This is a genomic window from Pseudomonadota bacterium (assembly GCA_039033415.1).
GTDB lineage: Bacteria > Pseudomonadota > Gammaproteobacteria > Xanthomonadales > SZUA-38 > JANQOZ01.
On sequence record JBCCCR010000042.1, the window covers coordinates 23,428 to 44,541 of the forward strand.

Consider the following 21,114-nt stretch of genomic DNA (forward strand, 5'->3'; position numbering starts at 1 on the left):
GCACCGAGGGGGTGTGTGAATGACCAATCAATTCAACACAAAGGGAATTTCCATGAAAACCGCAAAACTGGCGCCGCTTTCGCTCGGCGTATGTGTGTGGGCTATGTGCAGCTCGGTGTCGGCTCAGCCGGTCCTTCCAGATCAACGAGGCGTCTTCGGAAGCTCGGCGTCCGCTACGTTGCCGATCGACGTTTTGCCCCCCGGCGCCCGCGCGCTGGGCCTGGCGGGTGCCTTTACCGCGGTTGCTGACGACGCCACCGCCGCTGAAGCCAACCCGGCGGGCTTGACCATTCTGAACCAGCCCGAGGTCTCTCTGCACCTGCGCGACTCCGATTTTTCAGTCGATTTTGTGGACGTTGAGGCGCTGGACGCCAGCTCCTTTGGCGGCCCCGGCGGCAGCTTGATCAAGACGTTTGAAGACAGCAGCAACAATGTGTCTTTCGCCAGTGTGGTCAAACCCTTCGACCGGTTTGTCGTGTCCGCCTTCTACGGCAGCCAGCTCGATATCTCAGCCGCGACACCAACCGAGGTTCGCTTTGATCCGGGATTCATCGATACGTTCACCAACGACAATTTCCTGGACGCCGAGGTAGATGGCTTTGGCCTGTCAGCGGCCTTTCGGATCAACGATCTGGTGAGCGTCGGTTTGACCGTCAAGAACACCGACCTTGAAGTGCGCAGCGTAGACCGGCTGCAGGTCGACGATTTCAACGACCTGGAAGACGTGTTCGGTGATCCCCAGTTTGGTATCGGATCACGGCAGGATTTTGCGAATGTGATCGACGATATCAGCACCGTCGAGGCGATCCTGGATGGCGATGACTCCGATACGGTTTTCAACGTCGGTGTGCTGATCAACCCGAACGGCAAGTGGTCTTTCGGCGCGGTCTATAAGGAAGGAGCCTCTTTTACCGTTTCCGGCCTCACTACGGTTACCACCCAGCTCAGCTGCCCGGGCTCAGATTCGCTCTCAGCGTTCTGTAATGATGTTTTTGACCTGGTTCCCGACGTTGTCGACAGCCTGAACACCCAGTCAGTCACGCCCACCCGCCAGGAAATTGCGATTCCGGACCGGCTGACCCTCGGCCTGGCGCTGCGTCCTTCCGACACGCTACTGCTGTCGCTGGACCTGAATCTCGTCGAGTATGAAGATCTGCCGGCACCGCGGCGCGGTGCACTCGGCTTTGGCGCCACCAGCGCCGGCGAGAACCTCAGCAATGAGATTCAGTATCACTTCGGCGTGGAGAAAGTCTTTCCGCTTTCCGGTGAGTGGCTGAATGTCTTCACCGTTCGGGGTGGGGTCTTCGAAGAAAAAGATCGCGACGGCTTCCGCCAGCTGGACACCAACGACCGCCACTACACCTTCGGGCTCGGCGCGGTGATCCGCAGCCTGCAGGTTGACCTGGCGTACGAAGCATCGGACACGGTAGACACCATTCTCCTGTCAGGAATCTATCGTTTCGATTGAGCTACCGGCGCGGGTTCGGTCCAACCGAGCCCGCAGCCCCGACATCACAGCGAGGTGATTTCATGAGAAAAGTGCTTATTTCGCTGCTGCTGGCTGGACCTGTGGCAGCCCAGGCCGCTGAGCAAGACTATCGCTACGGGCTGGAGAGCCTGGAGCGCGGAGAATTCACCGCGGCGGTGTCGGCCTTCGAAAAGGCGGTGGCTGACGATCCGCAGCCTCGACTCGCTGTGCTGGCCAAGGACGTTGACTACCTACCCCATCTGAATCTCGCGGTGGCGCGGCATGAGGCCGGTGACGCTAAAGGCGCGCGCGAAGCGCTAGACCGCAGCGCCGGCTTGGGCGTCGTGCGACAGAGCTACCTGGGGCGCCAGGTCTGGGACCGCTACGCGCTCAATATCATGGCCACCGACAGCGAGATGCTCGCGGAAAATCAGGAGGCCGATTTCCGGACCTTTGAGCGGAGGGACTTCACCCTGCCGGATACCGAGGTCACCGCCATCAAGCGCCAGGTGCTTCGACGCTGCGCGCTAACCGGCAAAGGGCCAACCGACGAAATGCCGTGGTATTTCCACTACGAGTTTGGCCTCGAGCTGATGGAGGCGGGTGATCCGCAGCGGGCGCTGGACGAATTGATCCTCGCCGCCAACCTGCGTGAAGACTCCAAACGAAACTCCCGGATGTATGGCATGTGGTTCACCAACTACCTGCCCTACTTCCAGATTGCCCAGGCCCATTCGAAACTCGGCAACTGGCAGTGCGCCATGGACGCTATGCGGATTTCAGCCCGCCAGAGCGAGTATTCGCCGGTTGATCCGGGCTACGAGCAGTACTCTGATCTGCAGAAGCTGATCATGCGGCAAAGCCAGGGTTAGAAACCGGGTGCAGCGTGAGCCGGCAAACTGCCGGCCCCGCAGGCGATCACATGTTGGAGTAGTTGGGCCCGCCACCGCCCTCGGGGGTGACCCAATTGATGTTCTGCGACGGGTCTTTGATGTCACAGGTCTTGCAGTGGACGCAGTTTTGGGCGTTGATCTGAAACCTTGGACCCGCCTCTTCTTCCACCACTTCATAAACCCCAGCGGGGCAGTAGCGCTGCGCAGGCTCCGCGTAGTGGGGCAGGTTGACCTGAATCGGGATCTCCGGATTGGTCAGCTTGAGGTGCACCGGCTGGTCCTCTTCATGGTTGGTACTGGACAGGAACACGGACGACAGGAGATCAAAGCTGATCTCGCCGTCAGGCTTCGGGTAATCGATTTCCTTAAACTCACCGGCCGGCTTCAGCGCCGCGTGGTCCGGCACGGGATGCTGCCAGGTGAAGGGCAGCCGACCGCCGAAAATATTTTGGTCCAGCCAGGTGAATCCGGCGCCGAAGAAGGTGCCGAACTTGGCCAGTGCCGGCTCAAAGTTTCGCGTCCGATGAAGCTCCTCGTGAACCCAGGAGCGGCTCACCGCTGAGTCAAACGATTCGAGAGTCGACGGCGCGTCCTCGCGCCCAAGCGCCTCGAAAGCCGCTTCCGCGGCCAGCATGCCCGTCTTGATCGCCGTGTGCGTGCCTTTGATCTTGGCGGGATTGAGGAAACCCGCGTCGCAGCCAACCAGCATGCCACCGGGAAAGCTCAGCCGAGGCAACGCCTGCAGGCCGCCCTTGTTGACCGCCCGGGCCCCGTAGCCGGCGCGCTTACCGTCTTTGAGATAGCGGGCAATTGCCGGGTGATGCTTCCAGCGCTGAAACTCTTTAAAAGGGTGCAGGTAGGGGTTGTCGTAACCGAGGCCCAGCACAAAGCCGAGCGAGACCTGCTGATCACCGAAGTGATACAGAAAGCCGCCGCCTTCCGTATGGCCCTCGAGCGGCCACCCCAGCGTATGCACCACCAGTCCGGGCTCGTGCAGCTCCTTCGGGATGGTCCACAGCTCCTTGAGGCCAATGCCGTAGTGCGGCGGGCCTGACTCACTGCGAAGATCGAAGCGCTCGATCAGCCGCTTGCCGAGGTGGCCCCGAACCCCCTCAGCAAAAATGGTGTAGCGCGCCCGCAGCTCATAGCCGGGCTCAAAGCTGCCTTTCTGCGAGCCGTCCCGGGCGATGCCCATGTCTCCGGTCAGTACACCTTTAACCTCACCGTCTTCCTCGATGAACTCCGACGCCGCAAAGCCAGGAAACACGTTGACCTCCAGGCCCTCCGCGTGCTCGCCGAGCCAGCGGCACAGCGTGCCCAGGCTGATGATGTAGTTGCCATGGTTGCGCATGGGCTTCGGGATCAGGAAATCCGGGATTCGGGTGCTTTTGCTGTCGGAGCGAAGGTAGTGAAAGTCGTCTCCGGTGACTTCGGTATTGACGGGTGCCCCAAGCTCTTTCCAGTTAGGAATCAGCTCGTTGAGCCCACGGGGTTCCAACACCGCGCCCGAGACGATATGGGCGCCGATCTCCGACCCCTTCTCCACCAGACAGACGCTGACGTCCCGTCCGCTTTCCTCGGCGAGCTGACGCAGGCGGATCGCCGTGGCGAGACCGGCAGGACCACCGCCAACCACCACCACATCAAACTCCATCGATTCACGTTCCATGCAATACCCTGAATGCCTGAATTTTTTGCGCGGGGTATGATACCAACTGCGCCAAGCGAAGCGCAGACTTTGGGGCCATCGTGGGGAACGATCGTTGAACAAAATCTTCGACAACGCTGAGGCGGCGTTGGACGGACTGCTGGCTGACGGCATGACCATCCTGGCCGGCGGCTTCGGACTGTGCGGCATTCCGGAAAATCTGATTTCGGCACTGGTGACCGCCGGCACGCGGGACCTGACCGTCGTGTCGAACAACGCCGGCGTCGACGGCTTCGGCCTGGGGCTGCTGCTGGAAACGCGTCAGATCAAAAAAATGGTGTCGTCTTATGTCGGCGAGAACAAGCTTTTTGAGCAGCTTTACCTGAACAATGAGCTGGAACTGGAGTTCAACCCGCAGGGTACGCTTGCTGAGCGACTGCGGGCGGGGGGTGCGGGCATCCCGGGTTTTTACACCAAAACCGGCGTCGGGACGCTCATTGCCGAGGGCAAAGAGCACAAAGAATTCGACGGCGAAACCTACATTCTCGAGCGGGGAATCGTCGGGGATGTTGCTCTGGTGAAAGCCTGGAAAGGTGATCAGCAGGGCAACCTGATCTACCGAAAGACCGCCCGGAACTTTAATCCGATGGCCGCCACGGCCGGCAGTGTCACCGTGGCCGAGGTCGAGGAGCTGGTGCCGACCGGCACCCTCGACCCGGATCACATACATACGCCCGGCATCTTCGTGCAGCGTTTGATTGTCGGCGACCATGAGAAACGTATCGAGCAAAGAACGGTGCGGCCCGGCTGAGGAACAGATATGCCCTGGAATCGCGAACAAATGGCGGCGAGAGCCGCGCAGGAGCTTGAAGACGGCTTCTACGTCAATCTAGGTATCGGCATTCCGACGCTGGTGTCAAATTTCATCCCGGAGGGGGTTGACGTCACCCTGCAGTCCGAAAACGGCATGCTGGGGATGGGTCCGTTCCCGACGGAAGCCGAGATCGACGCCGACCTGATCAACGCCGGTAAACAGACCATTACCGAGCTCGACCGCACAAGCTATTTCTCGTCCGCCGATTCGTTCGGCATGATTCGCGGCGGCCATATCGACCTGTCGATACTGGGCGCGATGGAGGTGGCGCAGAACGGCGACCTGGCCAACTGGATGATCCCGGGCAAGATGGTGAAAGGCATGGGCGGCGCCATGGATCTGGTGGCGGGCGTCAAGCGGGTCGTGGTGCTGATGGACCACACGAGCAAGTCCGGCGCGCCAAAGCTGCTAAGGGCCTGTACGCTGCCGCTCACCGGCCAGGCCGTCGTGGACATGGTGATTACCAACCTCGGCGTGTTCACCATTGCCGACGGCGAGATGAGGCTCGTGGAGCTGGCGCCGGAGGTGACGCTGCCGATCGTTCACGACAGCACCGAAGCGGAATTTACCAGCGCCGTCGAAGCCTGATGGGTCGATTCTGTTCCGCCCAGTAGGCCGCTGCTCGCAACACCGCAGGCCGCGGTGATCTGCTAGGCTACCGTGGTATGCGGGGCAATGACCGAACCACTCAGACAAGCCTGAGCCACCCAGCCTGGGGGCTGATCCTTGGCCTGCTCGCCTTGAGCGTGATCAGCACCGCCGTCCACGCGCAATCCGATGGACCTGCGGTCGGTGGCGGCCGCACCACGGTGGGCCAGGACATCGCGGCGAGCCGAGAAAACCTTCGCGCGCTTATCCGAGAGCACGGCGGGGACAGTCTGGCGGTCGCCCGCGAGCGATCCCGACTCGGTTCGCTCCTCTATCTGGACAACCAGTCTCTGGCCGCCACTCGCCAGCTCCAAACGGCTCTGCCCGCGCTGCAGCGCAAGCTCGGTCTGTTTCACCCGCAGCTTGTCGAGCCGCTGGGCTACCTGGGCCTGAGCCAGCAGGCGCTGGGACTCAACGAAGCCGCGGCTGACTCGCTCACCCGGGCTCAGCACATTACCCACCGCTCGCTGGGCACGCTGAACGAAAATCAGATTCCGCTGGTCTATTCCAAGGCGGACGCGATACAGGCTTCGGGCGATATGTGGCAAGCCGAGCAGCTCCAATACATGGTGTATCGCCTGCATGAACATAATTTTGGACCCGCAGCAGCCGAGACGCTCGGGGCGCTGAACCGGCTGGGCACCTGGTTGACCCGAGCCGGACGAACCCGCCCCGCACTCACCCTGTACCGCCTGGCGCTCCGCGACATGCTCGATGAAAACGGCAACGACACGCCCGAAATGGCGCCGCTGCTGGAGGGCATGGCAAGGACGTTCCTGTTTACCTACGGCGTCCGCGGCCGTTCGCTCAATCTGCTGCAGCGCGTCGTAAATCTCACCGAGAGCTTTCCGGACAATTTTGGTCCGGGCGATCGATTCATGGCGAATCTCCAGCTCGGCGATACGCTGCTGCTGTTTTCGCTGGAGAGAGATGCGCTCAAGCGCTACACCAATGCCTGGCGCATCGCCGACGAAAGCCCGGTATTGGGAGACTGGGAACGTCGCCAGTTCACCGACCGGAAACTCGTCGCGGGACCGTTTATGGAGCTGACCGAAGACGGCGTAAAAACGCAGACCTGGTTTCGTTTTCGCTTCGATCTACGTCCCGACGGGCGGCCAGGCAAGGTCAAGCTCGTCGACACCAATGCGCTGGCAGGTGTGGTCAGTCAGACAATCGCCCGCTTTCGTGCCGCGCGTTTCCGGCCCCTGATTGTGGATGGCGTGCCGCAGCCTCGCACCGAGCAGGAGATTCTCGTCGCCTATCGGGGCATCAGTCGGATCGGCAGCTAGGCGGTTTTCTTGGTGCGTCTCAGAGGACGCTCACCGCTCAAAACTGCTCAAAACTGTCGACAAACAGCGGCTCGGCCAGCGTAGTGCCGTTAAGAATAATCAGATTCCCCACGTCCACCGCGTCCGGCGCCAGGCCGTTCCCGACCATCTCGTTGGTGATAATGTCCGTCCGCCCGTCTTGATTGATGTCACCCGCCGCTCCGCTGTACGCGAGCGTGTCACCCTCGTCGTTCGCGCCCTGACGTCCGCGGCCGCCGTAGACCTCGGTCATGCGCAACGCCGACGGTGGCGGCAAAGCGCCAGGCGCCAGATCGATCAACGGAGGCCAACCTTGGGTCGATCCAAACAGGACGTGGATCGTTCCGGCAAAGATGCGGCCGAACGGCGCGTCGTGGGGTGAGCTGAAGGCAAGGTCGGCGATACCATCCCCGTCAAAGTCGCCGTGCATAGCCGTGTCGGCGCCGATTGCGCCGGTAATGGGGCCATAGATGCGCGACTCAACGAGCCCAGGCGGCGGATTGTCGAGGCTGAAGGTCAGGCCTTTTAACGTCGCGGCATCGAACAGCACGTGCCCAACCCCGCTGCCAAATCCTCGGCCCGGCGCGCTCCCGGTGAGATCTCCGACAAACACGTCAGCGCTGCCGTTGTTGTCGTAGTCGAGCCCGGCCAGTATCTCCTCGCCAAAAACGTCGTTGATGGTGGTGCCGGTTATGGCGCTCACGCCGCCGGTGGCAGCGAGCGGATCGATCAGAAGCGGACTGGGCCAGGCGCCGGCGGGAAAGTTGTCATCCCAGATAATGTGCATGGTGCCGCGCGGCGTGCCGCCGCGGCCGCTCGCCGGTTCCGTTCGCGGCACCGGTCCCAGGCTGCCCCCGGCTCGATTGAGCGCCGTTGCCGCGAGCACCTCGGCCGTGCCGTTGCCGTCGAGATCTGCCACCTGAACCGTGGCGCCAAAGTGGGCGTCGCGCACGCTCCCGGGAGAGAGGATCTGAGCCAGATTGCCGGCCAGCGGGAATCCCGGCTGATTGGCCTGCCCGGCGTCCACCGCCAGCGTTTGGTTTAGATGAGGTCCGCCGCGGATCACGTAAACGCGGCCGATGTGGTCCGCACCAGTGCCGAACTGGTCGGCACCCACCGCAATGTCCAGCACGCTGTCACCGGTGATATCCCCGGTGCGTGCCCACATACACATCCGGTCCTGAACGTCGCTGCCGAACAGCGTAAAGAGGTTGACCCCTGGTGGCGGTGCTGCCAGGTTGAGCGCCGTCCCCGCCTGCGCCAGCGTCTTTAGGCCCGCGCTGCCGACAACAATGGTGATCGCGCCGGCGCCGGTGCGGCCGCTGACCGGCGTAAAATCCTGGCGGCAGATCAGCAGATCGGCCAGTCCGTCGCCGGTGACGTCGTCTATCCAGATTTCGCTGCCGACGTGTTCGTTGGCCTGGGTACCGGGTATCTCCAGAATCGCCGGGTCGTCGACCGCCGTGTCCAGGGAGCCGCCGATATTCCCGTCGCCAAACACCAGATAAACGCGACCGGCCTGCAAAAGCGCGCCCGCGGGCGCCTGGAACGCCGCAAAACCGTAGTCCGGGATTCCATCACCGTCGACGTCACCGCCGCCAGCCACCGGCAGCCCGGCCTTGCCTGAACCGATGGAGCCATACACGCGGGTTAGGACGTTACTGTCGTCGCCGGTTGCAGCGAGGTCGATACGGTGTGTGGGCTGGGCGAACAGCGGTGCTGCCGCAAGCAGTAAGCAGCCGAAGCAAAAAGGTTTCAAGCGTCGTGTCCGAAGATCCAGATGGCCTTAAGTTTAGCAATCCGCCGTTGGCTGCCAACCCTGGAGGGCCCCCCGCCTCGGTGGGGCATAATGGCAACACGAAAATGCATCAGGAGCCCACCATGGCAGAACTCAAGACCCGGCAAAACGCCGCGGACGTCAAGAGTTTCCTAAAGGGTGTGAAAGACCCAAAGCGTCGAGAGGATGCGCTGGCGATGCTCGATATCATGGGTGAGCTGACCGGAGAGACGCCCCGCATGTGGGGCAGCAGCATCGTCGGCTTTGGGAAATACCACTACGTGTATGAAAGCGGCCGCGAAGGCGACTGGATGGCCACGGGCTTTAGCCCCCGAAAGCAGGCGCTGACGCTCTACATCATGAGCGGTTTTTCCGGCGAGGACGGGCTCATGGAAAAACTGGGTACTTTTAAGACCGGCAAGTCTTGTCTTTACGTCAAGCGCCTGGAAGACGTTCACCTGCCGACGCTCAAGAAGCTGATCACGAAGTCTTACCGGCACATCAAAAAGAAATACGCCTCAACGGCCAGCTAGTGGTCCGCTTGGCCTGGGGTAAACCGGCCTGAAGTGGAGGCTGGAACCGGATGCAGGCCTGTTGCACGGGGCCTGAACTGTTTTCGAGTGCCAATCGATGCGCCGGAAGAGCGAGTCATCACACGCTGCTGCCAGCCTCCACATCACGCCGGTCTACCCATACGACAACGCGCGCGGTCGCGAGTTGCGTCGCTTTGCTTACATTACGGCCACGAGCCCGCCGCGCTTGAGTGTCGTCTCACATTAGACGCAGGTTAGAAGTCTACGGTTACACGAAAATAACCAAATCGTCCCGGAACGCGATAATCCGCAACATTAAAGCTGTTCACGAAGGCGATCGTGGAAAGCGGCGGACCTTTGTTCCACAGGTTGTTGACGCCCAGCGATACGCGGGTGTCGAAGCTGTCGAGGTAGTAGGACAGCTGAGTGTCGTGATAGGTCACGGACCCAATACGTCGAGCGAGGTCCGCGCCGTCCACGAGACCGTCGCCATTCCGGTCGCGGGTGCCGGTATCGTTTCGACCGTCCCCGTTGGTATCAACCCCGACGTTGCACAGCCCAAAAGCGGCGGGCGCGCCACAGTCCTCCAGGCTGCTGTGGATGAAGTTCAACCCGTAGGTGGCCTCCCAATCCCGATAGCTCCAGTTCAAATCCAGGTTGCCTTTCCAGCGCACGTAAGCCTGCTCACCCTTGCTCTGGCCGAGGCTGTTGATCCTGACGTTCTGGCCGTCCGGGGCGGGCAGGACGCGGCTGTTTTCGCCCTGGTAGGCGCCATCCAAAACCAGTCGAAAAAAGCCCCAGTCGGTTTCCGCGAAGCTGTAGCTCAGCAGCATGTCCACGCCCTCAACCCGCGCTGTGCCGCTGTTGGCGGGTAGATCCAGCAGCTCGCTGATGGCCCCGCCGGACGTACGGCTAAGCAGATCACAAAACGTGGTGCCGCTTGCCGCACACGTGTTGAGAATGGTCTGCGCGCCGATCGTGGCAATCGCGTTGTCGAGCTGGATGTTGTAGTAGTCCACCGTGATGTCGAGCCCGGCTGACCAGCCTGGGCTGTACACAAAACCCGTGGTAAACGTATTGGCCGTCTCCGGCTGAAGCTCTGGATTGGCGCCTTGAGTAATCCGGATCTGCGAGCTGGCCTGGGAATACTCGGCCGGCACGTTGCTGCAGCCGGGTGCCTCGGAACGCCGGTCAGCCTGACCGTCACCGTCGGTGTCTACCCCGTTGCAGGGATCGATCAGCTGGGGGAATCCATCGCCCCGACCACCAAACAGCTCGCCGATCGAGGGCGCCCGAAAACCTTCGCTGAAGGTCGCCCGCAGCAGCAGGGATTCGAGGGGCTGCCACTGGATACCCAGCTTGGAATTCAGCGTCTGGCCAAACGTGTCGTAGCTGGACCAGCGCGAGGAAAGCGACAGATCCAGCCGGCGGGCGCCAGTTAGGCCCGTCAGCAGCGGAACAGCGAGCTCCAGATACACCTCGTCGACCTCAAACTCGCCGCTGGTCGGCTGCCGTGCCGTCCCCGACGTCAGGCCTGCGGCAACCAGCGGATCCGGGGAATCAAAGCCCTTTTCCTGGCGCCGCTCCAGACCCAGCGCAAAGCCCACGGACCCGGCCGGCAGCGTCAGCAGGCGGCCAGCCACGTTGGCGGTCAGGTTGTTCAGCGTGCTGCCGAAACTCTCATTGTCGGTGTAGAGGAGGTAGCTCAGCATCGCCGGCGTGATGGTGCCCTGCCCCTGCGGCCCCTGGCCGCCGAACAGGTTGAGCTCGACACAGCCGTCGCCCGAAACGTCATCCCGGCAGGGCGCGCCGCTCAGCGCATTGCCCACCCGCTGCATGTTCACCCTCCCGCTGTTGCGGTCGGATTGATCAATATCGCTGTGGGTAAACGCGAGCTGCCAGTCAAGGTAGCGATCCTTGAGCTCCAGCGCACCATCAACGGCCAGCGAGAAACGAAACAGATCAACGTCCTGACGAAAGATTCGCGGCCCTGCTTCCACAAGCCGCCGCCCGAGAAAGAACCCGTCCGACTCGCTGAGCTCAACGCCGAAGGGATTGAAGGCGTTGTCAGCAGCGATCCCGGTTCGTGCACCCAGGTTGGTGCCGAAGAGCCCCAGAAACAGCGGCGTCGGCGCCAAAAGCTGGCTGGACTGCCGGTTGTTGAACTGAGCCTCCAGGGACAGCTTCAGGTCGCCGGTCAGGTCGAAGACGCCCTGCGTAAAGATATTGCGGCGCGTCTGGGGCGTGACCAGGTAGTTAAAGGGCGCGAAGTTGTACCGATCCTGACCCAGGCCGGGCACGCCGAGCGCGAAGTCCCCCGGTCGGAAGGCGTTGACTCCTTCGCTCTCGACATCAGCCCCGTCTCGAACCGTGAGCGGCTCATCGCCGAGCGCCGCCGCCGCAAACAGCCCCTGCGGCGTCGCTGATGAACCGAAGGCAAAGCCGGTGCCGAAGCGAGGTTCGGAGGACAGCAGCCTGTCTCCGGCCAGCACCGGATCTGCCTTGACGTAGGAGGCGTTCAGAAACAGTGAGCCCCGTTCTGCGGTGGCGCCCAAAGAAAAATCGTACGCCTGCTGGTCTCCATCACCGCCAGCCCCGAATTGCCCCAGGTAGGCATTCGCCTGAAACCCTTCGAAGTCGTTGCGGGTGATGATGTTCACCACGCCGGCGATCGCGTCAGAGCCGTAGATCGACGACGCGCCGTCTTTCAGAATCTCAATCCGCTTCACGACGGTTAGCGGGATGTTGTTGAGATCCACGCCCTGGTTACCCGACGTGCCGAGAAAAGAGGAAAAGCGCCGACCGTTCATCAGCAGCAGCACCCGGCGAACGCCCAGGTTTCGCAGGTTGATCTGCGACTGCCCGTTGCCGCCGTTGTTGAACTGGGTGTTCAGGGCGGATCCCGCGATCGGCAGATCCTGCAGCAGCTCGCCGACCGACGTTAACCCGGTCCGCTCAATCTCCTCGCGTTGAATCACAAATACGGGCGACGCGCTCTCGATATCGGCTCGCCGGATGCGCGAACCGGTCACCCGGATGCGGTCCAGACTGGATGAAGTCTGATCCTGATCCTGGGCCCGCACGGGGACCAGCAGCGACGCAACCGCGCCACCGCTGATCGCCAGCGACAGAGCCCGCTTCCAAGGACTGAACTTCAACCCCACTCCCTGTTTTCTTTTCTCGGGGGGCCGAATGGCCCACTAGTCACAGGCTAAACGGGCGGGTCGCTACGGGTTTTGCGATTGCTGCGGCGTGAGGTTGCCAAAAGCGTCGACCTGGCCTCCCAGGCAGCATTTCTGCGCAGCTACCAGTCGCGGGAAACCATGATGTCCTGCTGGGTGTTTTGCCAGCGCACCATCAGCATCCGGCTGCCGTCGGAGCTCACGTCTTTGAGGCTGATCATGTCGCTGCCGCCGTTGATTGGGGAGATGAGCTGGGGCGCCGCCTCAGCCGACCAGGGAATGCGGTAGATGGCTGACGGCGATTGGTCCACGATGAGCGTCAGGTAGATCCCGCGTTCGTTGAGCACCCAGCTGTCGTGGTTGTAGAACTCCAGCAGATGGGTCACGAGCTCCTCGTCACCGCCGCTGGCCGGGATTCGCCAAAGGCCAAACCGGCTCAGCTTGGTGTAATAAACCCATCCGTCGTTGAGCGGATCCACGGGCAGCGTCCCCCCATTGACCGTCAGCTGCGTCTTGGAGTCATCCGCTACATTCATGCGCCAGATTTGCCAGTCGCCGCTGCGGTTGGAAGCATACAGAACGCTGGAACCATCCCGGGACACCGAGACTGCCCTCACCTTCTCCGAGTTGTCGGTCAGGCGACGGACGATGCCGGAAGAGACGTCCACTTCGTACATCGATTCACCGCTGCCGCCCCGCCCGACGTAGTAAACGCGCTGGGCGTCCGGCGTCCAGCTGGGGTCCGACAGGTTCATTCCCTGATGGCGGGTGAGCTGGAAGACCTCGCCGCTGTCGAGATCTCCGATCCAAAGCTGGTTGTCGCCGCTGCGGTCGGAGACAAATACGACTCGCCGCCCCTCCGGATCATAGGAGGGTTCAGCCTCGATACGCGTCGACATAAACAAGGCTCTGACCGGATCCTGTGCCTCGTTGAGATTCACCTCCATCAGGCTGGGATCGACGGTGACATGCTGATAGGCCATCACGCGCGCATCGCGGGCGATAGACAGCATGTAAGGACAGCCGATCTCCATGAGCTGCACGCGACGGCTAGCCAGGTCCAGCTGCCACAGCGCGTTTCGGCCGCCATAATCGCTGCAAAACCAGGCGGTTTTGCCGTCCGGCAGCCAGTCAAAACCGAGAATCTGGGCGCCGAGATCAGTGAGCTGAGTCAGCTGTGAGCCGTCGCTCGCCAGCATAAACAGATCGCTGCGAGGATAGGCTCCGCGGCGAAACATGATGGATTCTCCGTCCGGTGAGAACAGCGGCTGGAGGTCATGCTCGCTCCGAGCCTTGGCGTAGGGGAGCGTGCGGGTCTCACCGGTGTTCACGTCCAGCAGCGCGACGCCGCCGATGCTGCTGTGATCGATCGGCCCGGTGATGGCCAAATGCCGCCCGTCCGGAGACCAGTCCAGATAGGTGACAGCGCTGGGCTCACAGTCTCCAATTCGGCGCTCGAAGCCACCGACCAGCGGCTTGATGACCAGCTCACAGTCGTCCCGCGAGTAGCGAAAGAACGCAACCTCCTCGCCGGTAGGTGACCAGGTCGGGACCAGTTCACTGGCCTCCTCGGTGGCAGTAAAGCGTATCGGCTGATCGGCGCCGCTGCGCCGAATGAACAGATCGTAAGTCTGACCTGGCGCCGACTGGGCGGCGTAAACAATCTGGCGTCCGTCCGCCGAGACGGCCGGCATGCGTTCCTGTCCCGGCGCCACGGTGAGCGGTACCGCCTGCGACAGGGGCGCCGGCAAGGCCTGAGGGCGTTCTACCGGCACTTGGCGGCTCATGACCAGATAGGTCAACACAACCCCGGTCAACAAGCCCCCGAGCCCCCACACAACCGGCAGGGAGGGCGCGCTTTTGAGCGCGTAGATCGCTTCAGGACCCGGCGGTGCGGTCAGCTCCGGCGTGACCAGGAGCCGATAGCCGACCCGCGGGATGGTTTCGATGACCCGGCTATCTCGAGGGTCGTCGTCGAGCGCGCGCCGCAGCTCGGTAATGGCGTGCGACAACACGTCGTCGGTGGGAAACGCCTCGCGCCACACCTCTTCGAGCAGCGTATCTCGGCGAACCGCCCGACCGGCATGTGTTGCCAAAACCCGCAGCACTCCAGTCGCTTTTGGCGTAAGACGAATTTCCCGATTTAGGTGAGAAATCAGCTGAGTAGCAAGATCAATCCGGTATTCACCCAGGGAGAAACGGTCCGGGAGCCCCGCATCGGTAATCGGATGAAGCTCAGCTACCACCATTTACCTCATTGAATTTATTGGATTTTTCCAAAAACCTCATAACTTCTGCAGATCAATCTCACGACGTTTCCGTGAGTTTCACGGCAACTTCGGGCCGAAAATTTCTGAATAAACTAAATTTGACGTTACTACGTCGAATGTCATACGTAAAGTTTCGTTTTTCGCGTTAGAGTGTGACAGAAGTGAGCAATCAGGAGGCCATAAAGATGACAGGAACCACCTCGGCAGCACGCCAGTTAAGACCCGACATTATTCGCCGATTGAACCGCGCCCGGCAGTTTATTGAGGATAACTACGACCGCCACATCAGTCTCGACGACATGGCGGCGGCCGCGTTTATGTCCAGCGCCCACTTTCTGCGGCAATTCAAGCAGCAGTTCGACATCACGCCCTATCAGTATCTGACCGAGTGCCGTCTGCAGTCGGCCCAGGAGCTGCTGCTCAATACGGAAATTGCCATCACGGACATCGTGTTTGCCAGCGGCTTTGGCAATCGAAGCGCATTCTCGCGGCTCTTTAAGGAGCGCTGCGGCGTATCGCCCCTGGAGTTTCGCCGCCACTACCCGAGGGCCTAAGCGCCCGCGCTGGGCCGGCGCGCGGTCGCCGCGCGCCCCTCGTGATGCCTCATCGCGGTCGTCAGGTAGTAAACCTGGCGACCGCTACAGTCCTTACCCCAGGGCCTGGAGCAGGTCCTTTCTTAAATCCTCCACGTCTTCGATTCCCACCGACAGTCGGATCAGGCTGTCGGTCATACCCAACGCCTCGCGGCGCTCTATGGGGACAGACGCGTGGGTCATGATAGCCGGGTGGTTGATCAGACTCTCAACGCCGCCGAGCGACTCGGCGAGTGCAAAGTAGCGACAGCGCTCCATCATCCGGGCCGCAGCCTCCCGCCCCCCGCGAATCTCGAACGAGACGATGCCGCCAAAGCCCGTCATCTGGGCTTTGGCCAAGGCGTGCTGTGGATGGTCCTGGAGGCCGGGGTAGATCACCCGCTCAACCTGAGGATGTCTCACCAGGAACTGCGCAAGCTCGCCGGCGTTCTCACAGTGACGCTCCATTCGCAGGTGCAGCGTCTTGAGACCCCGCAGCGCCAGGAAAGCATCAAACGGCCCCGCTACCGCGCCAGCGGAGTTTTGCAGGAACGCCATCTGCTCGGCCAGCTCTTCACTCGCCACCACGGCCATGCCTCCGATCATGTCGGAGTGGCCATTGAGATACTTGGTTGCCGAGTGCATCACGATGTCAGCGCCAAAGTCCAAGGGCTTTTGGAGCATCGGCGTGGCAAAAGTGTTGTCCACCACCAGCAACAAGCCGTGCTGCCGGCAAAACTGTGACACCATCGTCAGATCGGTCACGTTCAGCATCGGGTTACTGGGCGTCTCCACCCACACCATGCGGGTCTCCGGGCGCCGAGCGGCCTCGAGCGCATGAACGTCCGGCATCGAAATAAAGTCGAAGTCGAGGTTGGCGCTGCGTTTGCGAACCCGTTCGAACAGCCTGAACGTGCCGCCGTACAGGTCGTCTAACGCGATAATGTGGGTGCCGGCGTCAAGCAGCTCCAAGATGGTGCTGGTGGCCGCCATGCCCGAGGCAAAGGCAAAGCCGGCTTCCCCACCCTCCAGGGCAGCCACGCATCGTTCGTAGGCAAAGCGGGTGGGGTTTTGCGTGCGCGAATACTCAAACCCGGTGTGCTTCCCGGGACTTTCCTGGACGTAGGTGGACGTCGCGTAAATCGGCGGCATGATCGCCCCCGTGGTGGGGTCCGGTGACTGACCACCGTGAATGGCCAGCGTCCCGATACCGGCGTTTTGGCCGGTTTCCTGGCCGGTGTTTTTGTCTTCGCTGCTGCTCATCCCCGGTCGGTGCTCCGTCGTAGATAGTTCAAAAGGTCGATCCGGGTGATCAGACCGAGAAACCGGTCATCTTCTCGCACAATGGCAACCTTGCCAGCATCAAAGATCGGCAGCAGCGACCGCAGGTCAGCGTCCACCGGCACAAAATCCAGGTCCGACGTCATCGCGGAACTGACCGGATCTGAGAATCGCTCCTCATGATCGTAGACGGCGAGAAGCACGTCAGATTCATCGATGATGCCAACCAGCTCCTCGTCGTCCATCACCGGCAGCTGGGACACGTCGTACAGCTTCATCCGGGCGTACGCGGACGTCAGCGGCTCCGCCGGCCCGACGGTCACCGTGTCGTGCTTCCAGTAGGGGCGCATGATCAAATCCCGAAGATTGCCGTGCTGCTTGCGCTCCAAAAACCCGTTGTCGAGCATCCAGTAGTCGTTGTACATCTTGGACAGGTACTTGTTGCCCGTGTCGCAGACAAACGCCACCACCCGCTTCGGCTCGGTCTGCTCCTGGCAGTATTTCTGCGCTGCAGCGATGATCGTTCCGGTCGAGGATCCGCCGAGGACCCCCTCCCTGAGCAGCAGCTCTCGGCCGGCGGCAAAACTCTCAGCGTCAGTGATGGCGTAAGCCTTGGCAACGCGCGAAAAGTCGCTGATCACCGGCAGAAAGTCTTCACCGATCCCCTCCACCATCCAGCTAGCGCTCTTCTCGCTGATCGTTCCCTCGTTGACGTATTCGGTGAGTATCGATCCGACCGGATCGGCAATGACGAGGTCCAGGTTTGGCGCCACCTCGCTGAAATACTGCGACAGGCCGGTCATGGTGCCGCTGGAACCCACCCCGAAGACAATCGCATCCACGTTGTGGTCCATCTGCACCCAGATCTCCGGACCGGTGGTCAGGCGGTGCGCTTCCGGGTTGCTGGGATTGCCGAACTGGTTGATAAAGAAGGCATCAGGCGTCTCGCTGGCGATCTGCTGAGCAAGGTCCTGGTAATACTGGGGATGGCCTTTGGCCACGTCTGATCGGGTAAGGATGACCTCCGCACCCATGGCCTTCAGATTAAAAATCTTTTCCCGACTCATCTTATCGGGCACCACAAGGATCAGCGGATATCCTTTTTGTGCGGCGGCCAGCGCCAGTCCGAGCCCGGTATTGCCGGCGGTTCCCTCGACGAGCGTCGCGCCGGGCTTGAGCTCACCGGACTTCTCGGCGGCCTCAATCATGTGGCGCCCGATCCGGTCTTTGATCGAACCGCCAGGATTCAGCGCCTCCAGCTTCAAATACAGCTCGCAGGGCCCCACGTCCAAACGATTGGCGCGAACCATCGGGGTGCGGCCGACCATCTCCAGCACATTGTCGAATACTTGCATGATTGGGCGGATGTCCTGTGTTCGGAACGAATGCAGGTTTTGGGCGCGGCGCCCAGCGGCCTGCCCGGGGCGCAATCTTAGCGCTTTCCGGACAACCTTAGACAGTGTCGGTTCTGCGACCGGCGAGTGATCCGCTGCCGCGCCGGGAGAAACGCCGCCCGTTTACCGGCGCGGGCGATGGCTGGTCGCGGCAGCGATGCCCGGCAAAGTGGGATCGATCGCCGTCAGCTCATGGTCGTTAGTGCTGCGAGTCGAGCAGCCTGGCCATCTGGTCTTTGGCCCAGAGTTTTTCTTTTTTCAGCTGCACCAGCGCCAGGTCTTCCATCGGGTTGAGACCGGTTTCGGCGGCATGGACCTTTTTGTCCAGCTCCTGGTGTTTGTTGTACAGGCGACGAAATTCGATATTTTGGTTGAGTAGGTTTTCGACATCTTCCTGCCGGTTACTGAACATAGAAATCCTCCCTCGGATTGATCAAGGTCATGTGTGGTGGACTGGAAAAAACGTGGAAAGGTGGATAGTTAAGGCTAGCGGCCAAAAAGCCAACAGACTGATCGACGGTAGTTACAGACTGCACTGACACTCCGCGTCAGCGGGTTGGTGGGTGATTTGGCTTGGAACTGTTCTTTGCATCCAGATAATGTACCGCGGGTGTCCGGCTCTTGCGGCCGTCTTCACCGTTCCTTGACGATAACGTAAAACGTGCAGGCCGGCAACGGCGTCACGCGTAATGTCTGGTTGACAGTGGTGGTTCTATTCGGCCGGCGGATTCAGGATGATGATCTCAACCCGCCGGTTTTGGCGTCGACCGCTTTCGCTGTTGTTTTCCGCCACCGGAAACTCTTCGCCCAGACCGACAGCCTGCATGTTTTCACCGGCCAGCCCGCGTTCTACCAGGGCTGCGCGAACGGCATCGGCGCGCGCCTGAGACAGCTTCAGGTTGAAGTCATCGCTGCCCACGCTGTCCGTGTGTCCTTCGATACTGACCGTGCGGTCCGGATATTGCTGCAGGAAGCCCACCAGCCGATCCAGATTAGCCAGGGAAGCCGGTTTCAGGCTGGATTCGGCGTTCTCAAACAGCACGTCGCCGAGCGTAAACATCAGTCCGCGGCTGGTTTCCCGAGCCTGCAGGTTATTCAGCTGGCGCCGGAGCGATTCGGCGGCGGCGGAAGCAACCTCCGCTTCCTGCCGCGCAAGATCCGCCTCCCGCGCCTGAGACTGGGCCAACGCTCTGGCCTGCTCCGCCTCTCGGCGCGCCAGATCGGCGCTGCGCTCGACCTCAGCCGAATACTCCCGGGCTTGCTGCACCTCCTCGCGCGCTCGTCGAGCCTCCTCGTCGCGCGCAAGGTTTTCCAGCCGCAGCCGCTCGGCTTCAGCCCGGGCGCGTTCCGCCTCCCGCAGCGAAGCCTGCAGCAGAATACGGTCGCGGTCGCGTTCGAGCTGAGCGAGCTCATCTTCAGCGCTGACGGTGCTGGACACCGCGCGAGCAATATCCATGCGCCGCTCCGCGAGGTAGGCGAGGTGAGCCCGCTCGCCCGCGTTGGTGGTCGAGGCCAGGCGGTTCATCAGGCTGCTGACCGACTGCAGCTCGAGCGCGGCCTGTCGGGAAATTTTGGCGTCGGACCGCAACGTCTGGTAGTCGGCCTGGAGCTTCTCCAGATTGAGGTCCTTGCGCGGCGCGGACCCGCAGGCCGCCAGCAGCGCCAACAACAACACCAGCCCCAGCGTGCGGAACGTCGGCGCCGGCGAACGCGTTGCAAAACGACTGCCACCATCTTGGGCTGGCATCATCGCTGCCCCCCGTCACCGAGTTCCTGGATCAGCGCCGCGTTGGACTCACGGGCCTGGCGCGCCTTGTCGCGGGCCTTGGCGGCGATGGTCTTGGCCATGGCCAGTTCGCTGTTAACGCTGGACTGGGCGGCCAGCTGCCGCGCCAGCGGATAGTCTCGGCTGTCGGCCGCGATGCGAGCCTCGCCGAGCTTTTCCCGCGCATATTTCAGCTCCAAAGGCGCATGCTCGAGTGCGCCGGCCCCGGCCGCATCCAACGCCAGCTGATCAGCTGCGTCCAAAAAATCGAGCGAAGGCGGTGTTGAGGCACAGGCGCCGGCCAGCACAACAAAACCGGCTAGCAGCAGTCTCGTGAATGATCTTAGGGTCGGCACGGCGCTCATGGGTGAATTGTTAAAGAAATGTCGAACAGCGCCGTAGTGTGTGAACTAAGTCCGCCCTTTGCAAGCCTTGCGGCGACAGTAGGCCGCGTTTGCCCCGCCGTGAGTCAGGCCCTGCGTGGGGAAAACGAGCTGAGGAAATGCGCCGCGATAGGCTCGCCGCGGCAAAAAAGGCTATGATTGGCGGGCGGCGCGCCGCGGTTGGGGCGCAGCTGCGTTGACTGCTTGCTTAAGGACGAATCGGGCCGAAGTATGGGGGCTTAAATATGGATATTGGTTATTTCCTCAAGCTGATGAAAGAGAAAAACGCGTCGGACATGTTCCTGTCCACCGGCGCGCCGGTCAGCATCAAGGTGGAAGGCCGGATCTTTCCACTGGGGAAGGCGGGACTGCCGCCCGCGATGGTGAAGAAAATTGCCTACTCGCTGATGGACGAAGGTGACGTTCCGGAATTCGAGCGGGAGCTGGAGCTGAACCTGGCAATCTCGGTTAAGGATGCCGGCCGATTCCGGGTCAACGTCTTCAAACAGCGGGGTGAAGTCGGCATGGTTATCCGCGCGATCAAGGGGGAAATCCCGCAGATCGAGGAACTGCATCTGCCGCCGCTGCTGCACGAGATGGTCATGGAGCCACGCGGCCTGATTCTTGTTGTCGGGGCCACGGGTTCGGGTAAATCCACCACGCTGGCGTCGATGATCGACTACCGCAACAGCAACTCGAGCGGCCACATCCTCACGATCGAGGACCCGATTGAATTTCTTCATCGGCACAAGAAGTCGATCGTCAATCAGCGTGAGATCGGTATCGATACACACAAGTACAGCGCCGCGCTGCGCTCGGCTTTGCGCGAGGCCCCCGACGTGCTGCTGATCGGCGAGATTCGCGACACCGAGACCATGGAAGCGGCGCTCACCTTCGCGGAGACCGGACACCTCGTCCTGGCAACGCTGCACTCCAACAACGCGGACCAGACGATGGACCGCGTGCTGAACTTCTTTCCCGAAACGCTACACAAGCAGGTCCTGCAAAACCTGTCGCTCAACCTGCGGGGCATCATCTCCCAGCGTCTGGTGATGACCAAAGAGGGCAAGCGCCGGGCAGCGGTCGAGATTTTGGTAAACACGCCGATGATCCGAGACA

General features: G+C 61.6%; 17 protein-coding genes. 8 read left to right on the forward strand and 9 right to left on the reverse strand.

What is annotated here, in order from left to right:
- Nucleotides 1–52 precede the first annotated feature (52 nt).
- Complete coding sequence (locus tag AAF358_24795; GenBank protein MEM7708793.1) at nucleotides 53–1,468, forward strand: outer membrane protein transport protein; 1,416 nt, start codon at nucleotides 53–55, stop codon at nucleotides 1,466–1,468.
- Nucleotides 1,469–1,530: 62 nt separating this feature from the next.
- Nucleotides 1,531–2,340: a hypothetical protein gene (locus tag AAF358_24800; GenBank protein MEM7708794.1), complete on the forward strand. Its 810-nt coding sequence runs from the start codon at nucleotides 1,531–1,533 to the stop codon at nucleotides 2,338–2,340.
- A gap of 46 nt (nucleotides 2,341–2,386) precedes the next feature.
- Here AAF358_24800 and AAF358_24805 read toward each other — a convergent pair whose 3' ends face one another.
- Complete coding sequence (locus AAF358_24805) at nucleotides 2,387–4,030, reverse strand: electron transfer flavoprotein-ubiquinone oxidoreductase (GenBank protein ID MEM7708795.1); 1,644 nt, start codon at nucleotides 4,028–4,030, stop codon at nucleotides 2,387–2,389.
- Between the two features lie 94 nt (nucleotides 4,031–4,124).
- Here AAF358_24805 and AAF358_24810 point away from each other — a divergent pair, with 94 nt between their 5' ends.
- The 3 genes from AAF358_24810 (at nucleotide 4,125) to AAF358_24820 (ending at nucleotide 6,820) form a co-directional block, all read left to right on the forward strand.
- Complete coding sequence (locus AAF358_24810; GenBank protein MEM7708796.1) at nucleotides 4,125–4,820, forward strand: CoA transferase subunit A; 696 nt, start codon at nucleotides 4,125–4,127, stop codon at nucleotides 4,818–4,820.
- 9 nt (nucleotides 4,821–4,829) lie between these two features.
- A complete protein-coding gene (locus tag AAF358_24815; protein ID MEM7708797.1) occupies nucleotides 4,830–5,471 on the forward strand; it encodes a CoA transferase subunit B in 642 nt (213 codons plus the stop codon).
- 77 nt (nucleotides 5,472–5,548) lie between these two features.
- Nucleotides 5,549–6,820, forward strand: a complete 1,272-nt coding sequence (locus tag AAF358_24820; protein ID MEM7708798.1) for a tetratricopeptide repeat protein — start codon at nucleotides 5,549–5,551, stop codon at nucleotides 6,818–6,820.
- A 37-nt stretch (nucleotides 6,821–6,857) separates the two neighbouring features.
- On the opposite strand, the gene AAF358_24825 is transcribed toward AAF358_24820, so the two are convergent.
- Complete coding sequence (locus tag AAF358_24825; protein MEM7708799.1) at nucleotides 6,858–8,597, reverse strand: hypothetical protein; 1,740 nt, start codon at nucleotides 8,595–8,597, stop codon at nucleotides 6,858–6,860.
- 122 nt (nucleotides 8,598–8,719) lie between these two features.
- Here AAF358_24825 and AAF358_24830 point away from each other — a divergent pair, with 122 nt between their 5' ends.
- A complete protein-coding gene (locus AAF358_24830; GenBank protein MEM7708800.1) occupies nucleotides 8,720–9,148 on the forward strand; it encodes a DUF1801 domain-containing protein in 429 nt (142 codons plus the stop codon).
- 254 nt (nucleotides 9,149–9,402) lie between these two features.
- On the opposite strand, the gene AAF358_24835 is transcribed toward AAF358_24830, so the two are convergent.
- The gene (locus AAF358_24835) at nucleotides 9,403–12,306 is read right to left on the reverse strand and encodes a TonB-dependent receptor (GenBank protein MEM7708801.1); all 2,904 of its coding nucleotides are present in this window, start codon (nucleotides 12,304–12,306) and stop codon (nucleotides 9,403–9,405) included.
- Between the two features lie 146 nt (nucleotides 12,307–12,452).
- Nucleotides 12,453–14,579 (reverse strand): LpqB family beta-propeller domain-containing protein, encoded by a 2,127-nt coding sequence (locus AAF358_24840; GenBank protein ID MEM7708802.1) that lies wholly within the window; start codon nucleotides 14,577–14,579, stop codon nucleotides 12,453–12,455.
- A 206-nt stretch (nucleotides 14,580–14,785) separates the two neighbouring features.
- On the opposite strand from AAF358_24840, the gene AAF358_24845 reads away from it, so the two are divergent.
- Nucleotides 14,786–15,154, forward strand: a complete 369-nt coding sequence (locus tag AAF358_24845) for an AraC family transcriptional regulator (protein ID MEM7708803.1) — start codon at nucleotides 14,786–14,788, stop codon at nucleotides 15,152–15,154.
- A gap of 93 nt (nucleotides 15,155–15,247) precedes the next feature.
- Here the strand turns inward: AAF358_24845 and AAF358_24850 are convergent, their stop codons facing one another.
- The 5 genes from AAF358_24850 to AAF358_24870 form a co-directional block, all read right to left on the reverse strand.
- A complete protein-coding gene (locus AAF358_24850) occupies nucleotides 15,248–16,435 on the reverse strand; it encodes a cystathionine gamma-synthase (GenBank protein ID MEM7708804.1) in 1,188 nt (395 codons plus the stop codon).
- Nucleotides 16,432–17,808 carry a pyridoxal-phosphate dependent enzyme gene (locus tag AAF358_24855; protein MEM7708805.1) on the reverse strand — a complete coding sequence of 459 codons (1,377 nt, stop codon included), beginning with the start codon at nucleotides 17,806–17,808 and terminating at the stop codon, nucleotides 16,432–16,434. The genes AAF358_24850 and AAF358_24855 overlap by 4 nt, the downstream gene beginning before the upstream one ends.
- A gap of 238 nt (nucleotides 17,809–18,046) precedes the next feature.
- Nucleotides 18,047–18,259, reverse strand: coding sequence for a YdcH family protein (locus tag AAF358_24860; protein MEM7708806.1), 213 nt, complete (start codon nucleotides 18,257–18,259; stop codon nucleotides 18,047–18,049).
- Between the two features lie 300 nt (nucleotides 18,260–18,559).
- Nucleotides 18,560–19,597: an OmpA family protein gene (locus tag AAF358_24865; GenBank protein MEM7708807.1), complete on the reverse strand. Its 1,038-nt coding sequence runs from the start codon at nucleotides 19,595–19,597 to the stop codon at nucleotides 18,560–18,562.
- A complete protein-coding gene (locus tag AAF358_24870) occupies nucleotides 19,594–19,977 on the reverse strand; it encodes a DUF4398 domain-containing protein (protein MEM7708808.1) in 384 nt (127 codons plus the stop codon). The genes AAF358_24865 and AAF358_24870 overlap by 4 nt, the downstream gene beginning before the upstream one ends.
- A 263-nt stretch (nucleotides 19,978–20,240) precedes the next feature.
- Here AAF358_24870 and AAF358_24875 point away from each other — a divergent pair.
- The coding region (locus AAF358_24875; GenBank protein ID MEM7708809.1) for a PilT/PilU family type 4a pilus ATPase at nucleotides 20,241–21,114 on the forward strand (874 nt) is incomplete at its 3' end.

What these genes read in the sequence shown, in the direction of transcription:
- AAF358_24855 (MEM7708805.1), bottom strand. Translation starts at nt 17,808, where the DNA reads ATGCAAGTATTCGACAATGTGCTGGAGATGGTCGGCCGCACCCCGATG.
- AAF358_24800 (MEM7708794.1), top strand. Translation starts at nt 1,531, where the DNA reads ATGAGAAAAGTGCTTATTTCGCTGCTGCTGGCTGGACCTGTGGCAGCC.
- AAF358_24795 (MEM7708793.1), top strand. Translation starts at nt 53, where the DNA reads ATGAAAACCGCAAAACTGGCGCCGCTTTCGCTCGGCGTATGTGTGTGG.
- AAF358_24845 (MEM7708803.1), top strand. Translation starts at nt 14,786, where the DNA reads ATGACAGGAACCACCTCGGCAGCACGCCAGTTAAGACCCGACATTATT.
- AAF358_24815 (MEM7708797.1), top strand. Translation starts at nt 4,830, where the DNA reads ATGCCCTGGAATCGCGAACAAATGGCGGCGAGAGCCGCGCAGGAGCTT.
- AAF358_24850 (MEM7708804.1), bottom strand. Translation starts at nt 16,435, where the DNA reads ATGAGCAGCAGCGAAGACAAAAACACCGGCCAGGAAACCGGCCAAAAC.
- AAF358_24870 (MEM7708808.1), bottom strand. Translation starts at nt 19,977, where the DNA reads ATGAGCGCCGTGCCGACCCTAAGATCATTCACGAGACTGCTGCTAGCC.
- AAF358_24820 (MEM7708798.1), top strand. Translation starts at nt 5,549, where the DNA reads ATGCGGGGCAATGACCGAACCACTCAGACAAGCCTGAGCCACCCAGCC.
- AAF358_24865 (MEM7708807.1), bottom strand. Translation starts at nt 19,597, where the DNA reads ATGATGCCAGCCCAAGATGGTGGCAGTCGTTTTGCAACGCGTTCGCCG.
- AAF358_24840 (MEM7708802.1), bottom strand. Translation starts at nt 14,579, where the DNA reads ATGGTGGTAGCTGAGCTTCATCCGATTACCGATGCGGGGCTCCCGGAC.
- AAF358_24805 (MEM7708795.1), bottom strand. Translation starts at nt 4,030, where the DNA reads ATGGAACGTGAATCGATGGAGTTTGATGTGGTGGTGGTTGGCGGTGGT.
- AAF358_24860 (MEM7708806.1), bottom strand. Translation starts at nt 18,259, where the DNA reads ATGTTCAGTAACCGGCAGGAAGATGTCGAAAACCTACTCAACCAAAAT.
- AAF358_24830 (MEM7708800.1), top strand. Translation starts at nt 8,720, where the DNA reads ATGGCAGAACTCAAGACCCGGCAAAACGCCGCGGACGTCAAGAGTTTC.